Source organism: uncultured Acetobacterium sp. (genome assembly GCF_927416815.1).
Lineage (GTDB): Bacteria > Bacillota > Clostridia > Eubacteriales > Eubacteriaceae > Acetobacterium.
Window position 1 is genome coordinate 55,190 of record NZ_CAKMJU010000002.1, and the last position, 17,100, is coordinate 72,289.

8 protein-coding genes are annotated in these 17,100 nt (G+C 43.9%); 7 read left to right on the plus strand and 1 reads right to left on the minus strand.

Going from position 1 to position 17,100, the window contains the following annotated elements; genetic code table 11:
* Positions 1-62: 62 nt before the first annotated feature.
* The 6 genes from brxC (at position 63) to cas9 (ending at position 15,681) form a co-directional block, all read left to right on the plus strand.
* The gene (brxC, locus tag QZ998_RS00295) at positions 63-3,635 is read left to right on the plus strand and encodes a BREX system P-loop protein BrxC (RefSeq protein WP_296557043.1); all 3,573 of its coding nucleotides are present in this window, start codon (positions 63-65) and stop codon (positions 3,633-3,635) included.
* A gap of 12 nt (positions 3,636-3,647) precedes the next feature.
* Positions 3,648-7,325, plus strand: coding sequence for a BREX-1 system adenine-specific DNA-methyltransferase PglX (gene pglX / locus QZ998_RS00300; RefSeq protein WP_296557045.1), 3,678 nt, complete (start codon positions 3,648-3,650; stop codon positions 7,323-7,325).
* A gap of 16 nt (positions 7,326-7,341) precedes the next feature.
* Positions 7,342-8,619 carry an RNA-binding domain-containing protein gene (locus tag QZ998_RS00305; RefSeq protein ID WP_366512361.1) on the plus strand — a complete coding sequence of 426 codons (1,278 nt, stop codon included), beginning with the start codon at positions 7,342-7,344 and terminating at the stop codon, positions 8,617-8,619.
* Positions 8,620-8,720: 101 nt separating this feature from the next.
* Complete coding sequence (gene pglZ, locus QZ998_RS00310) at positions 8,721-11,249, plus strand: BREX-1 system phosphatase PglZ type A (RefSeq protein WP_296557048.1); 2,529 nt, start codon at positions 8,721-8,723, stop codon at positions 11,247-11,249.
* A 28-nt stretch (positions 11,250-11,277) separates the two neighbouring features.
* Positions 11,278-13,308, plus strand: coding sequence for a protease Lon-related BREX system protein BrxL (gene brxL / locus QZ998_RS00315; protein WP_296557050.1), 2,031 nt, complete (start codon positions 11,278-11,280; stop codon positions 13,306-13,308).
* A gap of 468 nt (positions 13,309-13,776) precedes the next feature.
* The gene (gene cas9, locus QZ998_RS00320) at positions 13,777-15,681 is read left to right on the plus strand and encodes a type II CRISPR RNA-guided endonuclease Cas9 (RefSeq protein ID WP_296557052.1); all 1,905 of its coding nucleotides are present in this window, start codon (positions 13,777-13,779) and stop codon (positions 15,679-15,681) included.
* Here cas9 and QZ998_RS00325 read toward each other — a convergent pair.
* Positions 15,661-16,974: a transposase gene (locus tag QZ998_RS00325; RefSeq protein WP_296557053.1), complete on the minus strand. Its 1,314-nt coding sequence runs from the start codon at positions 16,972-16,974 to the stop codon at positions 15,661-15,663. The genes cas9 and QZ998_RS00325 overlap by 21 nt on opposite strands.
* Here QZ998_RS00325 and QZ998_RS16820 point away from each other — a divergent pair.
* On the plus strand, positions 16,873-17,100 hold a 228-nt coding region (locus QZ998_RS16820), incomplete at its 3' end, for a transporter substrate-binding domain-containing protein (protein WP_366512363.1). The two genes, QZ998_RS00325 and QZ998_RS16820, sit on opposite strands and share 102 nt — an antisense overlap.

Here is a 17,100-nt window from a genome sequence, read left to right on the forward strand (position 1 = left end):
CTGCCCGTCATACCGGCCTAAAACTTAAAAACTTGTTAAATAAAAACTTTGGAGGAAAAAAGATGCGTATTGCAGAGATGTTTGTCAAACCGATTGATCGGGATATTAAAGGCGTCATTAAAGTCGGCCAGGACGACGATGTCAACATTTATCAGGAACTGGATGAATATGTGGTGACCAAAGAGTTGCTAAAACATTTCCGCAACTTTTTCGAAAGCTACAAAAATGGCATCACTGGCCATACCGATAAAATGGGGGTCTGGATTTCCGGTTTCTTTGGTTCCGGTAAGTCCCACTTTCTCAAAATCTTATCCTATCTGCTAGAAAATAAAGACGTCAATGGGAAAAAAGCCATTGAGTTTTTTACCGACGGCAGCAAGCTGAACGATTCCGTAGTTATGGCAAACATTCGCCTGGCCGAAAATGTCTCGAGCGATGCGATTCTTTTCAATATCGATTCCAAAAGTGAATCCAACTCCAAGTCCTCAAAAGACGCCATCATCGATGTCTTCATGAAAGTCTTTAATGAAATGCAGGGCTTCTGCGGTTCACTTCCCTTTCTGGCCGATCTGGAACGCAAACTCGCTGATGACGGCAATTTTGAAAGCTTTAAAGCCGCCTATCGTGAAGCTTACGGCAACGCCTGGGAGGATGCCCGGGAAGACTTCTATTTTATTCAGGACGAACTGGTGGAAGTGTTAGCAAAACAGGGGATTATGAGTGAGGAAGCCGCCCGCACCTGGTGTGAGAAAGCCGCTGATACCTACACCCTCTCGATCGAAAAATTTGCCAACCTGATAAGGCACTATTGTGACAAAAAGGGTAGTAATCATCATGTTGTCTTTATGGTCGATGAAATCGGTCAGTACATCGCCGATGATGCCCGGCTGATGCTCAATCTCCAGACCGTTACTGAAGATTTGGGTACGGCCTGTGGCGGTAAGGCCTGGGTGATTGTCACCAGTCAGCAGGATATTGACGCCGTTGTCACCGTCAAAGGCAGTGACTTCTCTAAAATTCAGGGTCGCTTTGACACCCGGCTCTCGCTGTCCAGCGCCAACGTCGATGAAGTCATCCGCAAGCGGATTCTGGAAAAAAATCAGGCCGGGATGGTAACCCTGCAGCTTTATTATGACCAAAAAGAATCGGTGATCAAAAACCTGATCACCTTTTCCGGCGAAGTGGAAAAAAAGCTCTACCGTGACCGTGACGAGTTCGCTGGGGTCTACCCCTTTATCCCTTATCAGTTCAACCTGCTGGGACAGGTTTTAACCGCCATCCGTAATCACAGTGCCTCCGGAAAGCATCTGGCCGAAGGGGAACGCTCGATGATTGCCTTGTTCAAAGAATCGGCGATGTCGCTGATGGAAGCGACCGAAGGCGCCCTAGTGCCATTTTATACCTTTTACAACGCCTTGGATCAGTTTATCGACCACACCCACCGCATTGTCATTAAGCAGGCTGAAGAAAATACCCTACTGGAAGCCCAGGATGTGGAGCTGTTAAAAATTCTCTTTATGATCAAACATGTCAAAGAGATTAAAGCCAATACCGAAAACATCACCACCCTGATGGTGTCAAGCGTCGATGACGACCGGATCAACTTAAGAAAAAAAGTGGAGGCGTCGCTAAGCCGTTTGATCGCCCAGACCCTGGTTCAGAAGAACGGCGACGTTTACATGTTTCTGACCAACGAAGAGCAGGATATTAACCGGGCGATCCAGAATGAAGCGGTGGAAATGGGTGAAATCATCAACGAAGCCGCGGCGATCATCTTCCAGGAAATCATTAAAGAAAACAAATACCGTTACAATAACCGCTACCATTTTCCTTATAACCAGATTGTCGATGGACGGTATTTTAAAAATAACCAGTCCGAAGAAATGGCGGTTCATATTATCACCCCCTATCATGATGAGGACTACAAAACCGAAACCCTCCGGATGCTGTCCGCCCAGAAGCCCCAGGTGCTGGTGCACCTCCCCGGGGACGCCACCTTTCTGGATGAAATCATCGAGCAATTGAAAATCAGTAAATATTTGACTAAAAGAGGAGTGGAGCTGGAGAAAAACTTTGCCAGCATTAAACGGGCTAAAGAGGATGAACTCAGCGAAAAGAAACAGCGGATTCGGATTTTTATTGAAGAAGCCATTAAGCATGCTAATATCTACGTGGCCGGCGATAAAACCAATATTCCAGCCAAAGATACGGAAAGCCGGATTAGTGATGGCCTGGGCAAGCTGGTCAATGCCCGCTACAATAAGCTCTATTATATGGAAACCCAGCCCCAGTCTGCCGATATTGAGCAGCTTTTCAAGTCAACCGGCCAGATTGCCATGGGTCAGTCCACTGCCCCGGCGGCCAACAACCTGGCGCTGGAAGACCTATTAAACGCCATTGAGCTGCTGTCCCGGCACACCAAAATTTCATTAAAAGCGCTGATCAAACATTTTTCCGATGCCCCCTACGGATTTATTGACTGGGACGTCCGGTGGCTGGTCGCGATGCTCTTTAAACAGGGAAAGGTCAGTCTGATTTTAAACAGCGAAACCCTGTCCCCGGTGGAAGCCGACCCCAAAGACCTGTTAAAGCTGCTGACCAAAACCGAGTTTGGCGACAAACTCTTAATTGAAAAGCGGGAACACCCTAGCGAGGCCCAGATAAAATCGGTCAAGGAAGTGATGAAGGGTCTCTTTGCCATGACAGCCATTGACGATGAAGAAGATACCATTATCAAAACTTTTAAATCCCGAGCAAAAAGTAAACTAAGAGAAATAGATGGACTGCTAATTGAATACCGGCTTGAACAACGCTTCCCGGGTAAGGTCATTCTTTTAAATGGCAAAGCGATGCTGGATACCATCTTAAATATGACCAATGCTCTGATATTTTTTAAACATGTTCATGACCACCGCGATGACTTCCTGGATCTGGCGGATGATTTGGAACCGATTATCAGCTTTTTTAACAGCGAACAGAAAAAGATCCTCAAAACCGCCTTTAAATATATCGATATCTATGAAAACAGCAAAAACTATATTGTCGATGAGGAACTCAGAGAGACCATTGAAGAAATCCGCCAAGTTGCCAAAAAGTCCAGCCCTTACAATGACATTTTCAAGTTGCCGGATGCCTTAAGCCGCTATGCCAAAGGGCACAGTGCCCTGATTGCCGTTGAAGTTGAACCGATTCGGGAGCTTGTTTTAAATGATGAAAGCGAGGTGTTGGCACAACTAACGCCCATTGAAGTCAAGGAAAAATTTGAAAGCCGCTATCTCAAAACCTTTCGGGAGCTGATCGATAAGCTGGAAGCTTCCAACGAAATAGCGACGGTTAAAAATATTCAGTACGAAAGTGCAACCCTGAAAGAACGTTTTATTCATGAAATTGTCGATTACAAAAACACCATGGTGGTGGTTTACCCCCGATCGACTGGTTCAGGTGGTAGTGTCGTCAACAATCCCCCTGCCAAAATCAAAAAAACAAAAATCGTCAAGCTCAAAACGATGAAAATTCCCACCACCGTCACCATTGAAAAGGAAAGTGATGTGGAAGCCTTTATCCAGACCGTTAAAAGCGAATTATTAAAAGAACTGAACCGCAGCGATGACACCATCATCAATCTGACCATTTAAGGGAGCATAGACATGAATAAGACCGCCATTAAAGAATTTGCCGTAACGGCGCGAAAAAAACTGATCGCCTCGGTTAAAGACAAGGCCGGAAAAATCGGGATTACCGAAGACAACATCACCACGGCCATTACCACCGGCAGCGGATTTGCCATCTTTCCCACCCATTTTGGGACGGAAATAAAATTGGCCGGAAAAGAACTGGTGCAACGGGAGAACCTGATTTGTCAGATTAAAGAAAAAGGCTATAACACCGTCATCGAAGAGGTAGCCTATACCTGGTTCAACCGGATTATCGCCATCCGCTTTATGGAAGTCAACGACTATCTTCCCACCAGGGTACGGGTGCTGTCCTCGGAAACAAAAGACAAGTTTGAGCCGGATCTGATCACGCAGGCGCCCAATATTGAACTAGATTTAACCCCCGCTGAAAAGGATGAGATCCTGAGTCTTAAAATGAAAAACGACTTGGATAATCTTTTTCGGATGCTCTTAATCAGACAATGTAACGCCCTGGGAGAAATCCTGCCGGAGCTGTTTGAAAACACCTCAGCTGCCAACCGCGATTATACTGAAATTCTGCTGGATATTTCATATACCAAAGAAGACAGCGTGATCCGCGACCTGCTTAAGATCGATGAGGCAGATTTTCGGGATGCGGTGGAGATTATCGGGTGGATGTATCAGTATTACAACACCGAGCCCAAAGACGAAACCTTTGCCCTCTTAAAAAAGAACGTAAAAATTACCAAAGAGCGAATTCCTTCGGCCACCCAGCTTTTCACACCAGACTGGATTGTCCGCTATATGGTGGAAAACAGCCTGGGGCGTTTGTGGTTGGAGCATTGTCAAGCAGAAGCGGGACTATCAAACGAGTATTTAAATGCCAGCTATTTTGGCTGGAAATATTATCTGGAAGAGGCCGAGCAGGAGCCAGAGGTACGGGCACAGCTGGAAATGCTGCGCCAAAATACCAAAAATCTCAGCCCGGAAGACATTAAAGTGATTGATCCCTGTATGGGCAGCGGTCATATCCTCGTTTATGCCTTTGAGGTGCTGATGCAGATTTATGAAAGTTACGGTTATACCCAGCGGGATGCCGCCAGACTGATTATTGAAAAGAACCTTTACGGTCTCGATATCGATGACCGGGCTTTTCAGCTGGCCTATTTTGCCGTGATGATGAAAGGGCGAAAATACAACCGCCGGATTTTGACCAGTAAAATAAAAACAAACCTTTGTGGCATTCAGGAAAGCAATGCGATTAAATCGGAACTGATTAATTTTATTTCAGATGGGAATGAAAGTCTTTTTAGTGATACCCGGGCTCTGATTAAGGTGTTTCAAGATGCCAAAGAATACGGCAGTATTCTGGAAATGCCGGAGATCGATTTTGAAGCGCTGAATAAACGCATCAACCAGATTAACACAGCGGTTTACGACAACATTATCGATCGCATTATTCAGGATGATGTCAGGAATCACTTGATACCGCTGATCAAACAGGCGGAGATCATGGCAGAAAAATATGATGTGGTGATTACCAATCCGCCTTATATGAGTAGTAAAGGGATGGCTGCAAAGCTAAGTGATTATGTAAATCGGCATTATTCAGATAGTAAAAATGATTTTTTTTCGGTGTTCATTGAAAAATGCAGCATAATGACAAAAGATAGTGGTTTTTTTGCCATGATTACTCAACATACATTTATGTTTATTTCAAGCTTCGAAAAATTTCGAAACAAACTATTGCAAAAAGATATTGTGAACATGGCACATTTAGGCGCTAGAGCCTTTGAAGAAATTGGTGGTGAGGTGGTTCAGACTACGGCATTTGTGCTAAACAAAATAAATGTAAAAAAGTATCGATCCGTATTTGTAAGACTGGTGGATTATAGTAGTCAACAGGAAAAAGAAAAGGCTTTTTTAGCAGGAAAAGATCTGTATGTTGCTAAACAGGAAAACTTTGAGAAAATACCGGGGATGCCAATTTCTTATTGGGTAAGTGAACAGGTTTTGAAGTGCTTTGAACAAAAATATAACTTTGGACATATTGCATATCCAAGACAAGGATTAATTACTGGCAATGTAAATAGATTCGTTAGAAAATGGTTTGAATGTTCGGCAAAGAATACTAGTTTCGTAAAATCAAGCCTAAAGACGGTTGATTCAAATAAATGGTATCCGTATAATAATGGCGGGAGTTTTAGAAAATGGTACGGCAATAATGAACATGTAGTAAATTGGGAATGCAATGGTTATGAAATACGGAATTTTAAAGATGAAAAAGGTAAATTAAGGTCAAGACCACAAAATATTGGTTATTTTTTCAGAGAGGGTCTTACTTATTCAGATATCGCTTCAAGTGGTTTTTCTATGAGGCATTTTGATACAGGTCATATTTTTGATACAACAGGTCCATCCTGTTTTGTAGAGAGAAGTTTTATACATTTAAAATTCTATGCTTTAGCGTTAATGAATACAAAACTAACATTTGAAATATTAAAATTAGTTGCTCCAACGATTCACTTTACGCAAAGTTCGGTAGCGAAAATGCCAGTAATTGTAAATAGTGATTATTTAGAGAACATTAACGAAATTGTGAAGTGGAACATTCAACTCTCAAAATCTGACTGGGACTCTTTCGAAACCTCATGGGATTTCAAAAGACACCCCTTATTAAATAGTGAAAATCGCTACTATGCATCATTTGAAAATGAAGACAAAATTTTCCTAAAAGACGAAACTGATCAAATCCCATATAAACACTCGCTTGCTCTAGCTTACAACACTTGGGAAACTTTCACCGAAAACCAATTCGCCCAACTCAAAGCCAACGAAGAAGAACTCAACCGGATTTTCATTGAAATCTATGGTCTGGAAGACGAACTCACCCCGGAGGTTGAAGATAAGGACGTCACCATCCGCAGGGCCGATCTGGGCCGGGATATCCGTTCCCTAATTTCCTATGCGGTCGGCTGCATGCTGGGTCGTTATTCGCTGGATGCACCCGGCCTGGCCTATGCCGGTGGCGAGTGGGAAGCTGATCAATACACCACCATCATTCCGGACAAAGACAATATTATCCCCATCACTGATGCCGAATATTTTGATGACGATATGGTGGCCCGGCTGGTTAACTTTATCAAAGTTGTTTATGGGGAAGCATCTCTGGAAGAAAATCTGGACTTTATTGCCGGTGCCTTGGGCAACAAGGGTAACACCGCCCGGGAGGTCATCCGGAATTATTTCCTTAAAGATTTCTATAAAGATCATCTTAAAATCTATCAGAAGCGGCCGATTTACTGGCTCTTTGATAGCGGCAAAGAAAATGGCTTTAATGCGTTAATCTACATGCACCGCTACGATCAGGACACAGTCGGCCGGGTGCGAACCGATTACCTGCATAAAATCCAGGCCAAGCTGGAAGATATCATTAACCACTGTAATGTCATTCTCGCCAGTGAAGCCTCAGCCGGGGAGAAAGCCGCAGCAGTCAAGAAGAAGGAAAAACTGATCAAGCAATTAGCCGAGACCCGGCTTTATGATCAGGCCATCGCCCACATCGCCCTGAGTCGTATTCCCATTGATCTGGATGACGGGGTCAAGGTGAACTACGCCAAATTCCAGGATGTCGAAGTCGCCAGTGAAGGGAAAAAAGCAGTTAGGGTTAATCTGCTGGCAAAGATATGAAAAAGAGGTGTATGAGATGAAAAAAGAATCGAGAGAATTGGAGTATAAACAAGAGTATACACCAACATTTCTTAAAACAGTAAGTGCTTTCTCCAATTATTTGGACGGCGAAATAATTTTTGGTATTGAAGATAACGGCAATATCAGGGGAATCAAAAAACCTGAATTGATGAAGTTAAGCATTGAAAATGCAATTAATGATAATATACATCCACGCCCAATTTTTCGAATAAGTGAAAAAGAATTAGAAGGAAAGACACTCATCGTTCTAAAAGTACAAAAGGGGAATGAGACGCCGTATTACTATCGTCATCAGGCTTATCAAAGAAGCGATACGTCAAGTGTTCCAGTCGATGATAAAGCACTTAGGAACTTGGTAATGGAGGGTAATCATATTAGCTATGAGCAACTTCCAGCCCAAAAACAGGATTTAGAATTTCATGTTTTAGAAAATGCGCTTCGAAATGAGATCGGTATTGAAAAATTTGACTACGACGTGCTAAGAACGTTAGGGTTGTATAAGGACGGAAGATATAACCGAGCTGCAGAGCTACTGGCGGATCAAAATGAGATTGCAGAATCAACGATTGATATGGTTCGTTTTGGGGACACGGAATCTATTTTTTTGGATCGGAAATCAATAACCAAAGAAACACTGCTAATTCAATATGATGAAGCATTGAAATTCTTTGATCATTGGTATCAGCCTTATGAAGAAGTTGTTGGATTTTATCGTGAAAAGCGAATTCAAGTACCGCGAGCGGCATTTCGCGAAAGCCTGGCAAATGCTATCGTTCATCGCGACTTTACAATCAATGCAGCTATTCGAATTGGAATGTATAAAGATCATATCGAGATCACTTCGCCGGGTGCGTTACCTTCGGGATTGACAAAGGAGGATTTCACTTGTGGTGATGTGTCAGTACTGCGCAATAGTATTATTGCGGAAGTATTTCATCGTTTAAATATTATTGAAAAATTCGCAACTGGAATCAGAAGAATTAAGAAAGAATATGCATCCTTTGAAGAAAGTGCTGCTTTTGAGGTTCATAAAACTTATATTAAGTTTACCTTACCTTGTGTTAGCTATAAGGAAGAAGGACGCACGGAAAATATCGAAGATTTTGTTGTTGCGATCATAAAAAAGCAGGGAAGTATTACTCGGGCAGAAATGGAAAGTATCACTGGATTGAAGAAATCGAGAGTGAGTGAAGTTCTTAAAACTTTAACAAACAAGGGTGTCATTCAGAAAACAGGAAAGGCACGCGGAACAAAATATATCTTGGCTGATTAATAATCGTCCGGTTTTGTATGTATCGTCCGGTTTATCGTCCGGTACCGGACGATAAAAAAAGTACCGACTAAATCGTGAAATTTACTGAAAAGGAGTGACATATGAATCTGCAAACCATCCAAGAACAAATAAATAAAAAATTTCAGGGCGATAGTCGAAGGCTTGTTTTCTGGTACGATGATAAGGGTGAGTTTATCAATGATATTGATCGTCTGGTCTTAGACAACGCAACGATCCACCGCTTAACCGGGGATAACACTCTGTACACCAAGTTTTTGCTTGAGTGTGAGGATCAGACCAACAATTACCTGATCTATGCACCCTTCCCCAAGCCAGCGGACAAGGATAACCATTTGGCAGATATTGTTTATTATTCTCGGCAATTTTTCACGGATCGCGTGTCGTTGCTGTGCAGTACCTATGCTATCCCGGAAAAGTATCAGGAACAGCTTTCCCAATACGGGAAATTCTGGAAATCCAATGAACGGATTGATAAATTTATTGATTTGGGGATCGAGGACTATAATCCGGAAATCATTGAAATCGGACTGCTTGCCGTGATAGTAGGGGTGAAAACCCCCAGCCTGGATGAGATTCTTAAAAAAATGATCACAAGCGGTGGGGTGGAGCTAAATAAATACCTGGATGAATTTGAAAAAATGGATCTGCTGTCTAGTTTTTGGGTCTTGTGTACCAAATATTACGGCTATGTGGAGGAAAACAAAACTTTTGAAAAACTGGTCGCCACGCTTTTGGTTACCCACACGGCCAATGCGTTTACCGGGGAACTGCCAAAAAGCTGGCAGCCTTTTGTTTCTCATAAGAAAAACGATGTGGCTATTTTTGTTTCCAATTTTATGAATAATATTTACTTGCAGGATCGGTATGATGAAATCGCCACAGAAATTGGCCGGAAGTTGAAAGTCGATGATTTTCTGGCTTCGGTGCCGACTGAGAATTACTTTGAGTGTGACACCTTCGCAGCCTTTGATCTTCATATCATCAAGGCGATGGCCGAAGACCTGGTCAATCGGGGCGCCCCGCTTCCTGAGGAACACCGGGAAATGATCAGAAACCGTCGTGCCCGAAAACACTTTTCCCAAACTTATCAGCACCATTACAAAGCTTTGGATAAGGCCGATCAGCTGGTTGGCGGTATTCAGGCATTTTCACAAGAACTGCTTGAAGCTGGCAATGCCGATAAATTTATTCAGATGTATACCACAAAATGGGAAAGCATTGACCGCTATTACCGCGGTTTTTATACGGCCTATGACAAGATCCCCGGTGATGAGGCATGGCATCAATTAAGAGGCTGGGTTGAAAACTTGTATACCAATGCCTATCTGTTAAAGCTGTCGATCGCCTGGGCGGACACACTCGAAAAGGTCAGTGGCTGGCATCAATTGGCCGGCGAAAAACAATGGCATTTCTATCAACGGCAGGTCGCTCCGGCGGTAAAAAAAGAAGTAACAGTGGTGATTATCTCCGATGCCCTTCGCTATGAGGCAGGAGTAGAACTTGATAAACGACTCAGTGAACGGGCAAACACCAAATCGGAAATCAGCCCGATGATTTCGGTGCTGCCATCCTTTACCCGTCTGGGCATGGCGGCGCTGCTGCCGCATCAATCCTTGACCATTAATTCAGCTTGTGATGTGCTAGTCGATGGGATGCCATGTTTATCCAGTGAACAGCGGGAGAAGATCTTAAAAACTCGTCATCCGCTCTCGCTTGTGGCCACCTATCAGGCGGTGATGGCGATGAATCGGGAGTCGGTCCGCAAGCTGATGACCGGTCAGGAGCTGATCACCATCTATCATAATCAGATCGATGCTCGGGGCGATCATATGGCCACCGAAAACGAAGTATTTACGGCAGTCGATGAGACGGTCAGTGAACTCATAAATCTGATTCAAAAATTGACGGTTGATAAATCGATTACCAATTACATCATCACGGCCGATCATGGCTTTATTTACAAGCGGGATAAATTGGACGAAAGTGATAAGGTAACCTTGTCGAAACAGTCCGGCGACTTTATCAATAAGCGGTTCATCCTATCCAATCAATCATCCGAATTAAAGGGCACGCTGACCTATCCTCTGGATTATGTCGGAACCCAGAACAGCGATGTATTGGTTACCGTTCCCCGCGGTGTCGATGTTTTTAAAACCCCGGGCGGCGGGCAGAACTTTGTCCACGGTGGCGCCAGCCTCCAGGAAATAGTGATTCCACTGATAAAAGTCAAGACTGAAAAAAGAAAGCAAAACGTCGAAAATGTCGAGGTTGTCCTAACCTCGGTGACCCGCAAGATTAACAACCTGATTGTCTATCTGGATTTTCTCCAAAAAGAAGCCGTTACCGATCGTCTGCGGCCAGCCAGGATTGAAGTTTACTTTGAAAGCGCTTCCGGCGATAAAATATCCGACCGGGAAATCATCGTCGCGGATCGAAAAGACCAGGACGTTGATAATCGCATGTTTAAAGAAAAATTTATCTTTAGAAATCAGAAGTATTCAAAAGATGAAAAGTATGATCTGGTCATGAAGGATGTCGGATCGGATATGGAAGTGGCACGACATGAATTTATCATCGACATTGCCTTTGCAGATGATTTTGGATTTTAGTTAGTCAGCGGAAAAAGAGAGGTGTTAAATGAATGCATTATCTGAAAAACTGATCGAAAATTTTGCAGGGAAAATCGTGCGCAAGGATCTGACCAAAAAAATCAAAGAGGGTGCCAATGTCCCCATTTATGTGCTGGAGTACCTGTTAGGGATGTATTGCTCAACCACTGACGAAGAGCTCATTACCCAGGGGATTACGACCGTGAAGAATATCCTGTCGGATAACTTTGTCAGGCCGGATGAAGCGCAGAAGATTATCTCAAAACTGCGGGAACGTGGTTCTTATACCGTGATTGACAATGTTTCGGTAAAACTAAATTTTCGCAACGATGTCTATGAAGCGGAGTTCTCTAACTTGGGGATAAAAAATGTCCCGGTGCCGGAACAGTATGCCTCGGATTATGAGCGGTTACTCTGCGGCGGAATTTGGTGCATTATCCAGTTGGAATACTTTTATGATGAAGGCGACAAAAACCGATGCCCCTTTATTATTCATAAACTGACCCCCATTCAGATGCCAAACCTGGATTTAGATGAAGTTATTCGCGGTCGGGAACGCTTTACCAAGGATGAATGGATTGATGTGCTGCTGCGCTCGATTGGGATGGAGCCGGAGAAATTCAATGACCGGGTGAAATGGCTGTTATTAACCCGGATGATTCCCCTGGTTGAGAACAACTTCAATCTTTGCGAACTGGGACCCCGGGGTACGGGTAAATCCCACGTTTATAAAGAAATCTCCCCTAACAGTATTCTTGTTTCTGGCGGTCAAACCACGGTTGCGAATCTTTTTTATAATATGTCAAACAAAAGCGTGGGGCTAGTAGGAATGTGGGACTGTGTCGCCTTTGACGAAGTGGCCGGGATTACCTTTAAAGATAAAGACGGCGTTCAGATCATGAAGGATTATATGGCTTCCGGTTCTTTTTCCCGGGGTAAAGAAGAAAAGAATGCCTCAGCTTCGATGGTCTTTGTCGGTAATATCAATCAGAGTGTCGATGTGCTCTTAAAAACCTCGCACCTCTTCGAACCATTCCCCGAGGCGATGGCCTGTGACAGCGCTTTTTTCGATCGGATGCACTGTTACGTTCCTGGTTGGGAGGTTCCCAAATACCGACCGGAATTTTTCACCAACGACTATGGTCTAATCACTGATTATCTGTCTGAATTTTTGCGAGAGCTGCGAAAAACATCTTATTCAGACATGTTTGACCCTTATTTCAAACTGGGGAATAATCTCAATCAACGGGATGTGATTGCGGTCAGGAAGATGGCGTCCGGCTTGATGAAGCTGGTTTATCCCCACGGTAAATGCGAAAAGGTGGGAGTTCAGGAAATCCTCCGACTGGCCCTTGAAAGTCGTCGTCGGGTGAAAGAACAGCTTAAAAAAATTGGCGGCATGGAATTCTATGATGTGAATTTCTCCTATATTGACAATGAAAGCTTTAGTGAAGAGTTTGTCCCGGTTCCGGAACAGGGCGGGGGAAAACTTATCCCCGAGGGATTACATAAACCCGGGCAGGTTTATACTGTCAGCCGGGGAAAATCCGGGATGATTGGCGTTTTTAAGCTGGAAACTGAAATGGTTGCCGGCTCTGGCAAATTTGAACGGACCGGTTTTGGGTCGGATCGCGACGCCAAAGAAGCAATTGAAACCGCCTACCGCTATTTAAAGGCCAACAGTCGCAATATTAGCGGCACCATCAGCATGACCACCAAAGATTATCTCATGCATTTACAGGATTTAAACGGGATTGGCATCACCAGTCAGTTGACCCTGGCAGCTTTGGTAGCGCTCTGTTCGGCGGCGATGAAAAAACCGGTGATCAGCAGCCTGGCGATTCTTGGGAATCTCAGTATTGGGGGAACCATTATGAAGGTTGAAGAACTGGCCAATGTGCTCCAGGTCTGCCTCGATAGCGGTGCCAAAAAGGTACTGCTACCGATTGCCGCTACCGTCGATATGGTCTCGGTGCCACCGGAGCTGATGGGTAAGTTTAATCTGATTTTTTACCAGAGTCCGGAGGATGCGGTCTTTAAGGCGCTGGGTGTGGAGTAGAATAAGAAATTATCTGAAAGCGTAAAATACAGTTCTCAGGCCTGTGTTTTTTGCTTTCTTTTTTTTGTTTATGCTGACTGAAAATTTTCAAATAAGCATTGATGGTGACTGGATAGAATTTGACTAAAAGTTTTCAAGAAAATGAGTAATAAGTTGCATAAGTATCAATAAAGAAGTATAATTAAACCAGAAAATATTTTATATGAACAACTTCTGTTTTATTGAATAAAAAAAACACCTTGTAAGGTGCTTGTCTTAAAAAAGGTGGATTGCTTGACGGTTACCACCATACCCCACGGCGACCTCGTTAGAAGTGCCTTATCTTAGAACTACTGATGGATATTGATAAACTTACACTAAATCAATAAATTATCGATGGATATTGATAAACTTACGCATTAGTAATTCTTCTTGTCGTAATTGTATACGATTAAAAATGCATTGTCAATCTGTTAAGGAGAAAAAAATATGATAAAATATCGGCTAGGTTTGGATATTGGCATTGGTTCAATCGGTTGGGCAATCATTTCGGGCGACTCAAAAGCGGCGCGCATTGAAAATTTTGGCGTGCGGATTTTTGAATCAGGAGAACTAGATCAACTGGGAAAAGATCGAAAAAGTCAGCAGCGAAGAGGCTTTCGGGGAACAAGACGGCTGGTGCGTCGTAAGAAACACCGAAAAGATCGGATAAAAGGACACCTGCAGAATATTGGTTTGGTAAAGATTGAGGCACTTAATCAGTATTTTGAAACAAATAATCAGGACATCTATGAAATCCGGGTAAAAGCGCTGGATGGGAAAATCACTCCCGAGGAGATTGGTGCTTGTCTGATTCATTTTGCCAATAATCGGGGTTATAAGGATTTTTATGCCCAGGAAAGCGAAAAAAATAATCTTGATGCGGAGGAAGAGGCGGATTATGAAGCTCTTAACAATTTTGATAGGATCTATAAGTCATCGAATTTTAGAACCCCCGCGGAATGTATTTTGGCTAAATTTAAAAAGGATGGACAGGAATATCCGGATTTTAGAAATAACAATTTCAAAGAAGTTCATTATTTAATCAATCGTGAGTATTTAAAAAATGAAATGCACCAGATACTGATAGAACAAAGCAAGTATTATGGAAGCCTGTCGCCAGCTAGTATTGAAATGCTGGATGCCATTATCTTTAAGCAGCGGGATTTTGAGGATGGACCGGGAGAGGAAAATGAAAAATTCAGACGCTATTCAGGCTTTCTGGATTCAATTGGAAAATGTATGTACTACAAGGATTGTGATAGAGGTTTTCGCAGCACGGTTATCTCGGATGTTTATGCGGTGACTAATACCTTGTCTCAGTACCAATTTCTAGATAGTGTAACAGGTGAATATCATTTAAAACCAGTAGTAGCAAGGGAACTAGTTGATTATCTGCTTAAGACAGGCAACCTCACGATGACTGAAGTGAAGAAGATTCTGAAGGATAATAATTTGATCCTGAAAAAAAGTGACTTATCTGATGATGGGGCTTTGTCTAAAGCCATTAAGTATCTTAAAGCGATCAAGAATTCTATCGAATCCAGTGGTTTGAATTGGATGGATTTTATTGATGAAGATCAGTTTGATGCAGAGAATTATTCAAAACTGCATCAAATGGGCGAACTGATTTCGAAATATCAAACGCCTAAACGACGAAAAGATGAACTCAAGAAACTACCATGGATGACTGAACCATTGCTAAAAGAGCTGTGTTTAAAGAAAATAAGTGGTACCAGTAATGTCAGTTATAAATACATGTTTGAGGCAATTCAGGCTTTTATGAACGGGGAAACCTATGGGAATTTTCAGGCCAATAAATTAAAAGAAAGGCAGGAAAATATCAGTCCGGAACATCGATGTATGATTTTAAATACTCTAGATGACCCGGAAATAAAAGATAATCCGGTGGTTTTCCGCGCCATTAATGAAACCAGAAAGCTAATTAATGCTATTGTGCGTAAATATGGCAGTCCAGAATGCATTAACCTGGAGGTTGCCAGTGAATTGAACCGGAGTTTTTCGGAGCGAGTAGAAATTCAAAAATATCAAAAAGAAAATGAGAAAAGTAATGACAAGGTGAAAAAAGCAATCGCTGATCTTTTACAGATTGAAGTGGGTGATGTGAGTGGTGCCCAGATTGACAAGTATAAACTCTATTATGAACAGGATTGCAAATGCCTTTACTCGGGCAAACCCCTTGGCGACATTGGGTTGGTCTTGCTGGACAAAACGCATCGCTATGAGATTGATCACATTGTTCCCTATCCCGGATTTCGAGTAACAGGGTCTGCAGGCCGCAAAAATACAGCATTCCCCGTTTTTTTTCTGTCACTACCTTCTTTCATTCACTGAGGTTTTCCGGCGTTTAACCAGATCGACAATCCCGAAGATCTGATAAATTTCGTGGTGACGCTTCTCCGGGTTGCCGGTGATCCGGAGGTTGTAAATGGTACCATCCTGAGCGGTCATAATAATGGTTGAGCGCTGATGCGTAGACAGGATTTGCCGGATGGACCGCCATTCCCGGGTATCCCCGGATGCCTGCAAGGTGGTTTCGATTGAGATCAGAAGATGATAGGCCAACGCCCCGATAAAGAGGTGAGCTTCGGTGCGTTCCTTTTTATGATGGTAAATGGGCCGGAAACCCAGTTCGGATTTCAGGTCCCGGAAAGCAGCTTCCACCCGGGTGATGGTCATGTAATCAGCCCAGATCTGTGCCGCCGGGAGTCCCTGACGGTCGGTCTCAATGACATAACAACCGGTCAGAATAGTTTTTTCGGTGATGGCCTCAAGCTTTGTCCAGGTCAGGCTGCGGGCGGTTTTTTGATCATCATTGAGGATCAGCTGGATATCATAAAGATTCTGAAAGCCTTTGTATTTCTCTTTCAGCCGTCCGATCCGCTCCATCACTTTGGCGGCCACCTTGATATGACCGGTTTCAACGGAATGCTTCAGTTTTTCAATATCCGCCAGAAACCGTTTTTCCCGGGTACTGAGCATGGCATTTTCCTTGTCCGCCCGATGGGTGCTGAGGACCAGCACCCGGGTACCGCTTTCAACGGGGATGGATCGGGCATAGACCTGGACGTCTTTGCGGACGGTTTCCCATCCCGCAGCCGCCAGGGCTGCAGACGGTTCCGATCCGGAGTCGGCAGCCAAAAGAATGCCCTTGAGTGCTTCAAACTCCGATAAATATTCCTTTTCCCGGGGACTGCGTTCAATCAGGGTGTACGTATAACCATATGCCCGGATCAACGCCAGATTGTCTTTGGTGGCAATCCCCCGATCCATAATCAGAGTCGGTTTTGTATCCAGTAAGGTCGGTAGATTGCGGTTTTCCAGTTCATCCAGCACCATTTTCAGGGTTTCCGGTTCCGACTGGTTGCCTTTGAGGTAACCAGCGTCGGTCTTGAAGTCTTTGATGGATTTTGCCGCGATGAATTGCAGCTTGTTGGAGTAGTACGGGTCGGTGAAGTCAACGGCTTGCTTGCGCTCATCGGTGCACAGCGCGCGACATTGGCCGGTACCTACCTGGAAGACAAACTGCCAGACACCACCGCCAAGCTCTACGACACCCAGGAAAACGCCTACCTCGACCTGACTTCCGGGCGCCTGGACGGGATGCTCGCCGACAAGTACGTGCAATACGAGTGGCTCAAGAGCAAAGACGGTTCGGCCTATGAGTTCAAAGGCGATCCAGTTGTAGAAAGCGACAAGATCGGCATCGCCGTGCGCAAGGGCGACCCGCTGCGCGAGCGCCTGAACAAGGCA

Coding starts and splice junctions, on each gene's coding strand:
- pglZ (WP_296557048.1), top strand. CDS start 8,721: ATGAATCTGCAAACCATCCAAGAACAAATAAATAAAAAATTTCAGGGC.
- pglX (WP_296557045.1), top strand. CDS start 3,648: ATGAATAAGACCGCCATTAAAGAATTTGCCGTAACGGCGCGAAAAAAA.
- brxC (WP_296557043.1), top strand. CDS start 63: ATGCGTATTGCAGAGATGTTTGTCAAACCGATTGATCGGGATATTAAA.
- QZ998_RS00305 (WP_366512361.1), top strand. CDS start 7,342: ATGAAAAAAGAATCGAGAGAATTGGAGTATAAACAAGAGTATACACCA.
- brxL (WP_296557050.1), top strand. CDS start 11,278: ATGAATGCATTATCTGAAAAACTGATCGAAAATTTTGCAGGGAAAATC.
- cas9 (WP_296557052.1), top strand. CDS start 13,777: ATGATAAAATATCGGCTAGGTTTGGATATTGGCATTGGTTCAATCGGT.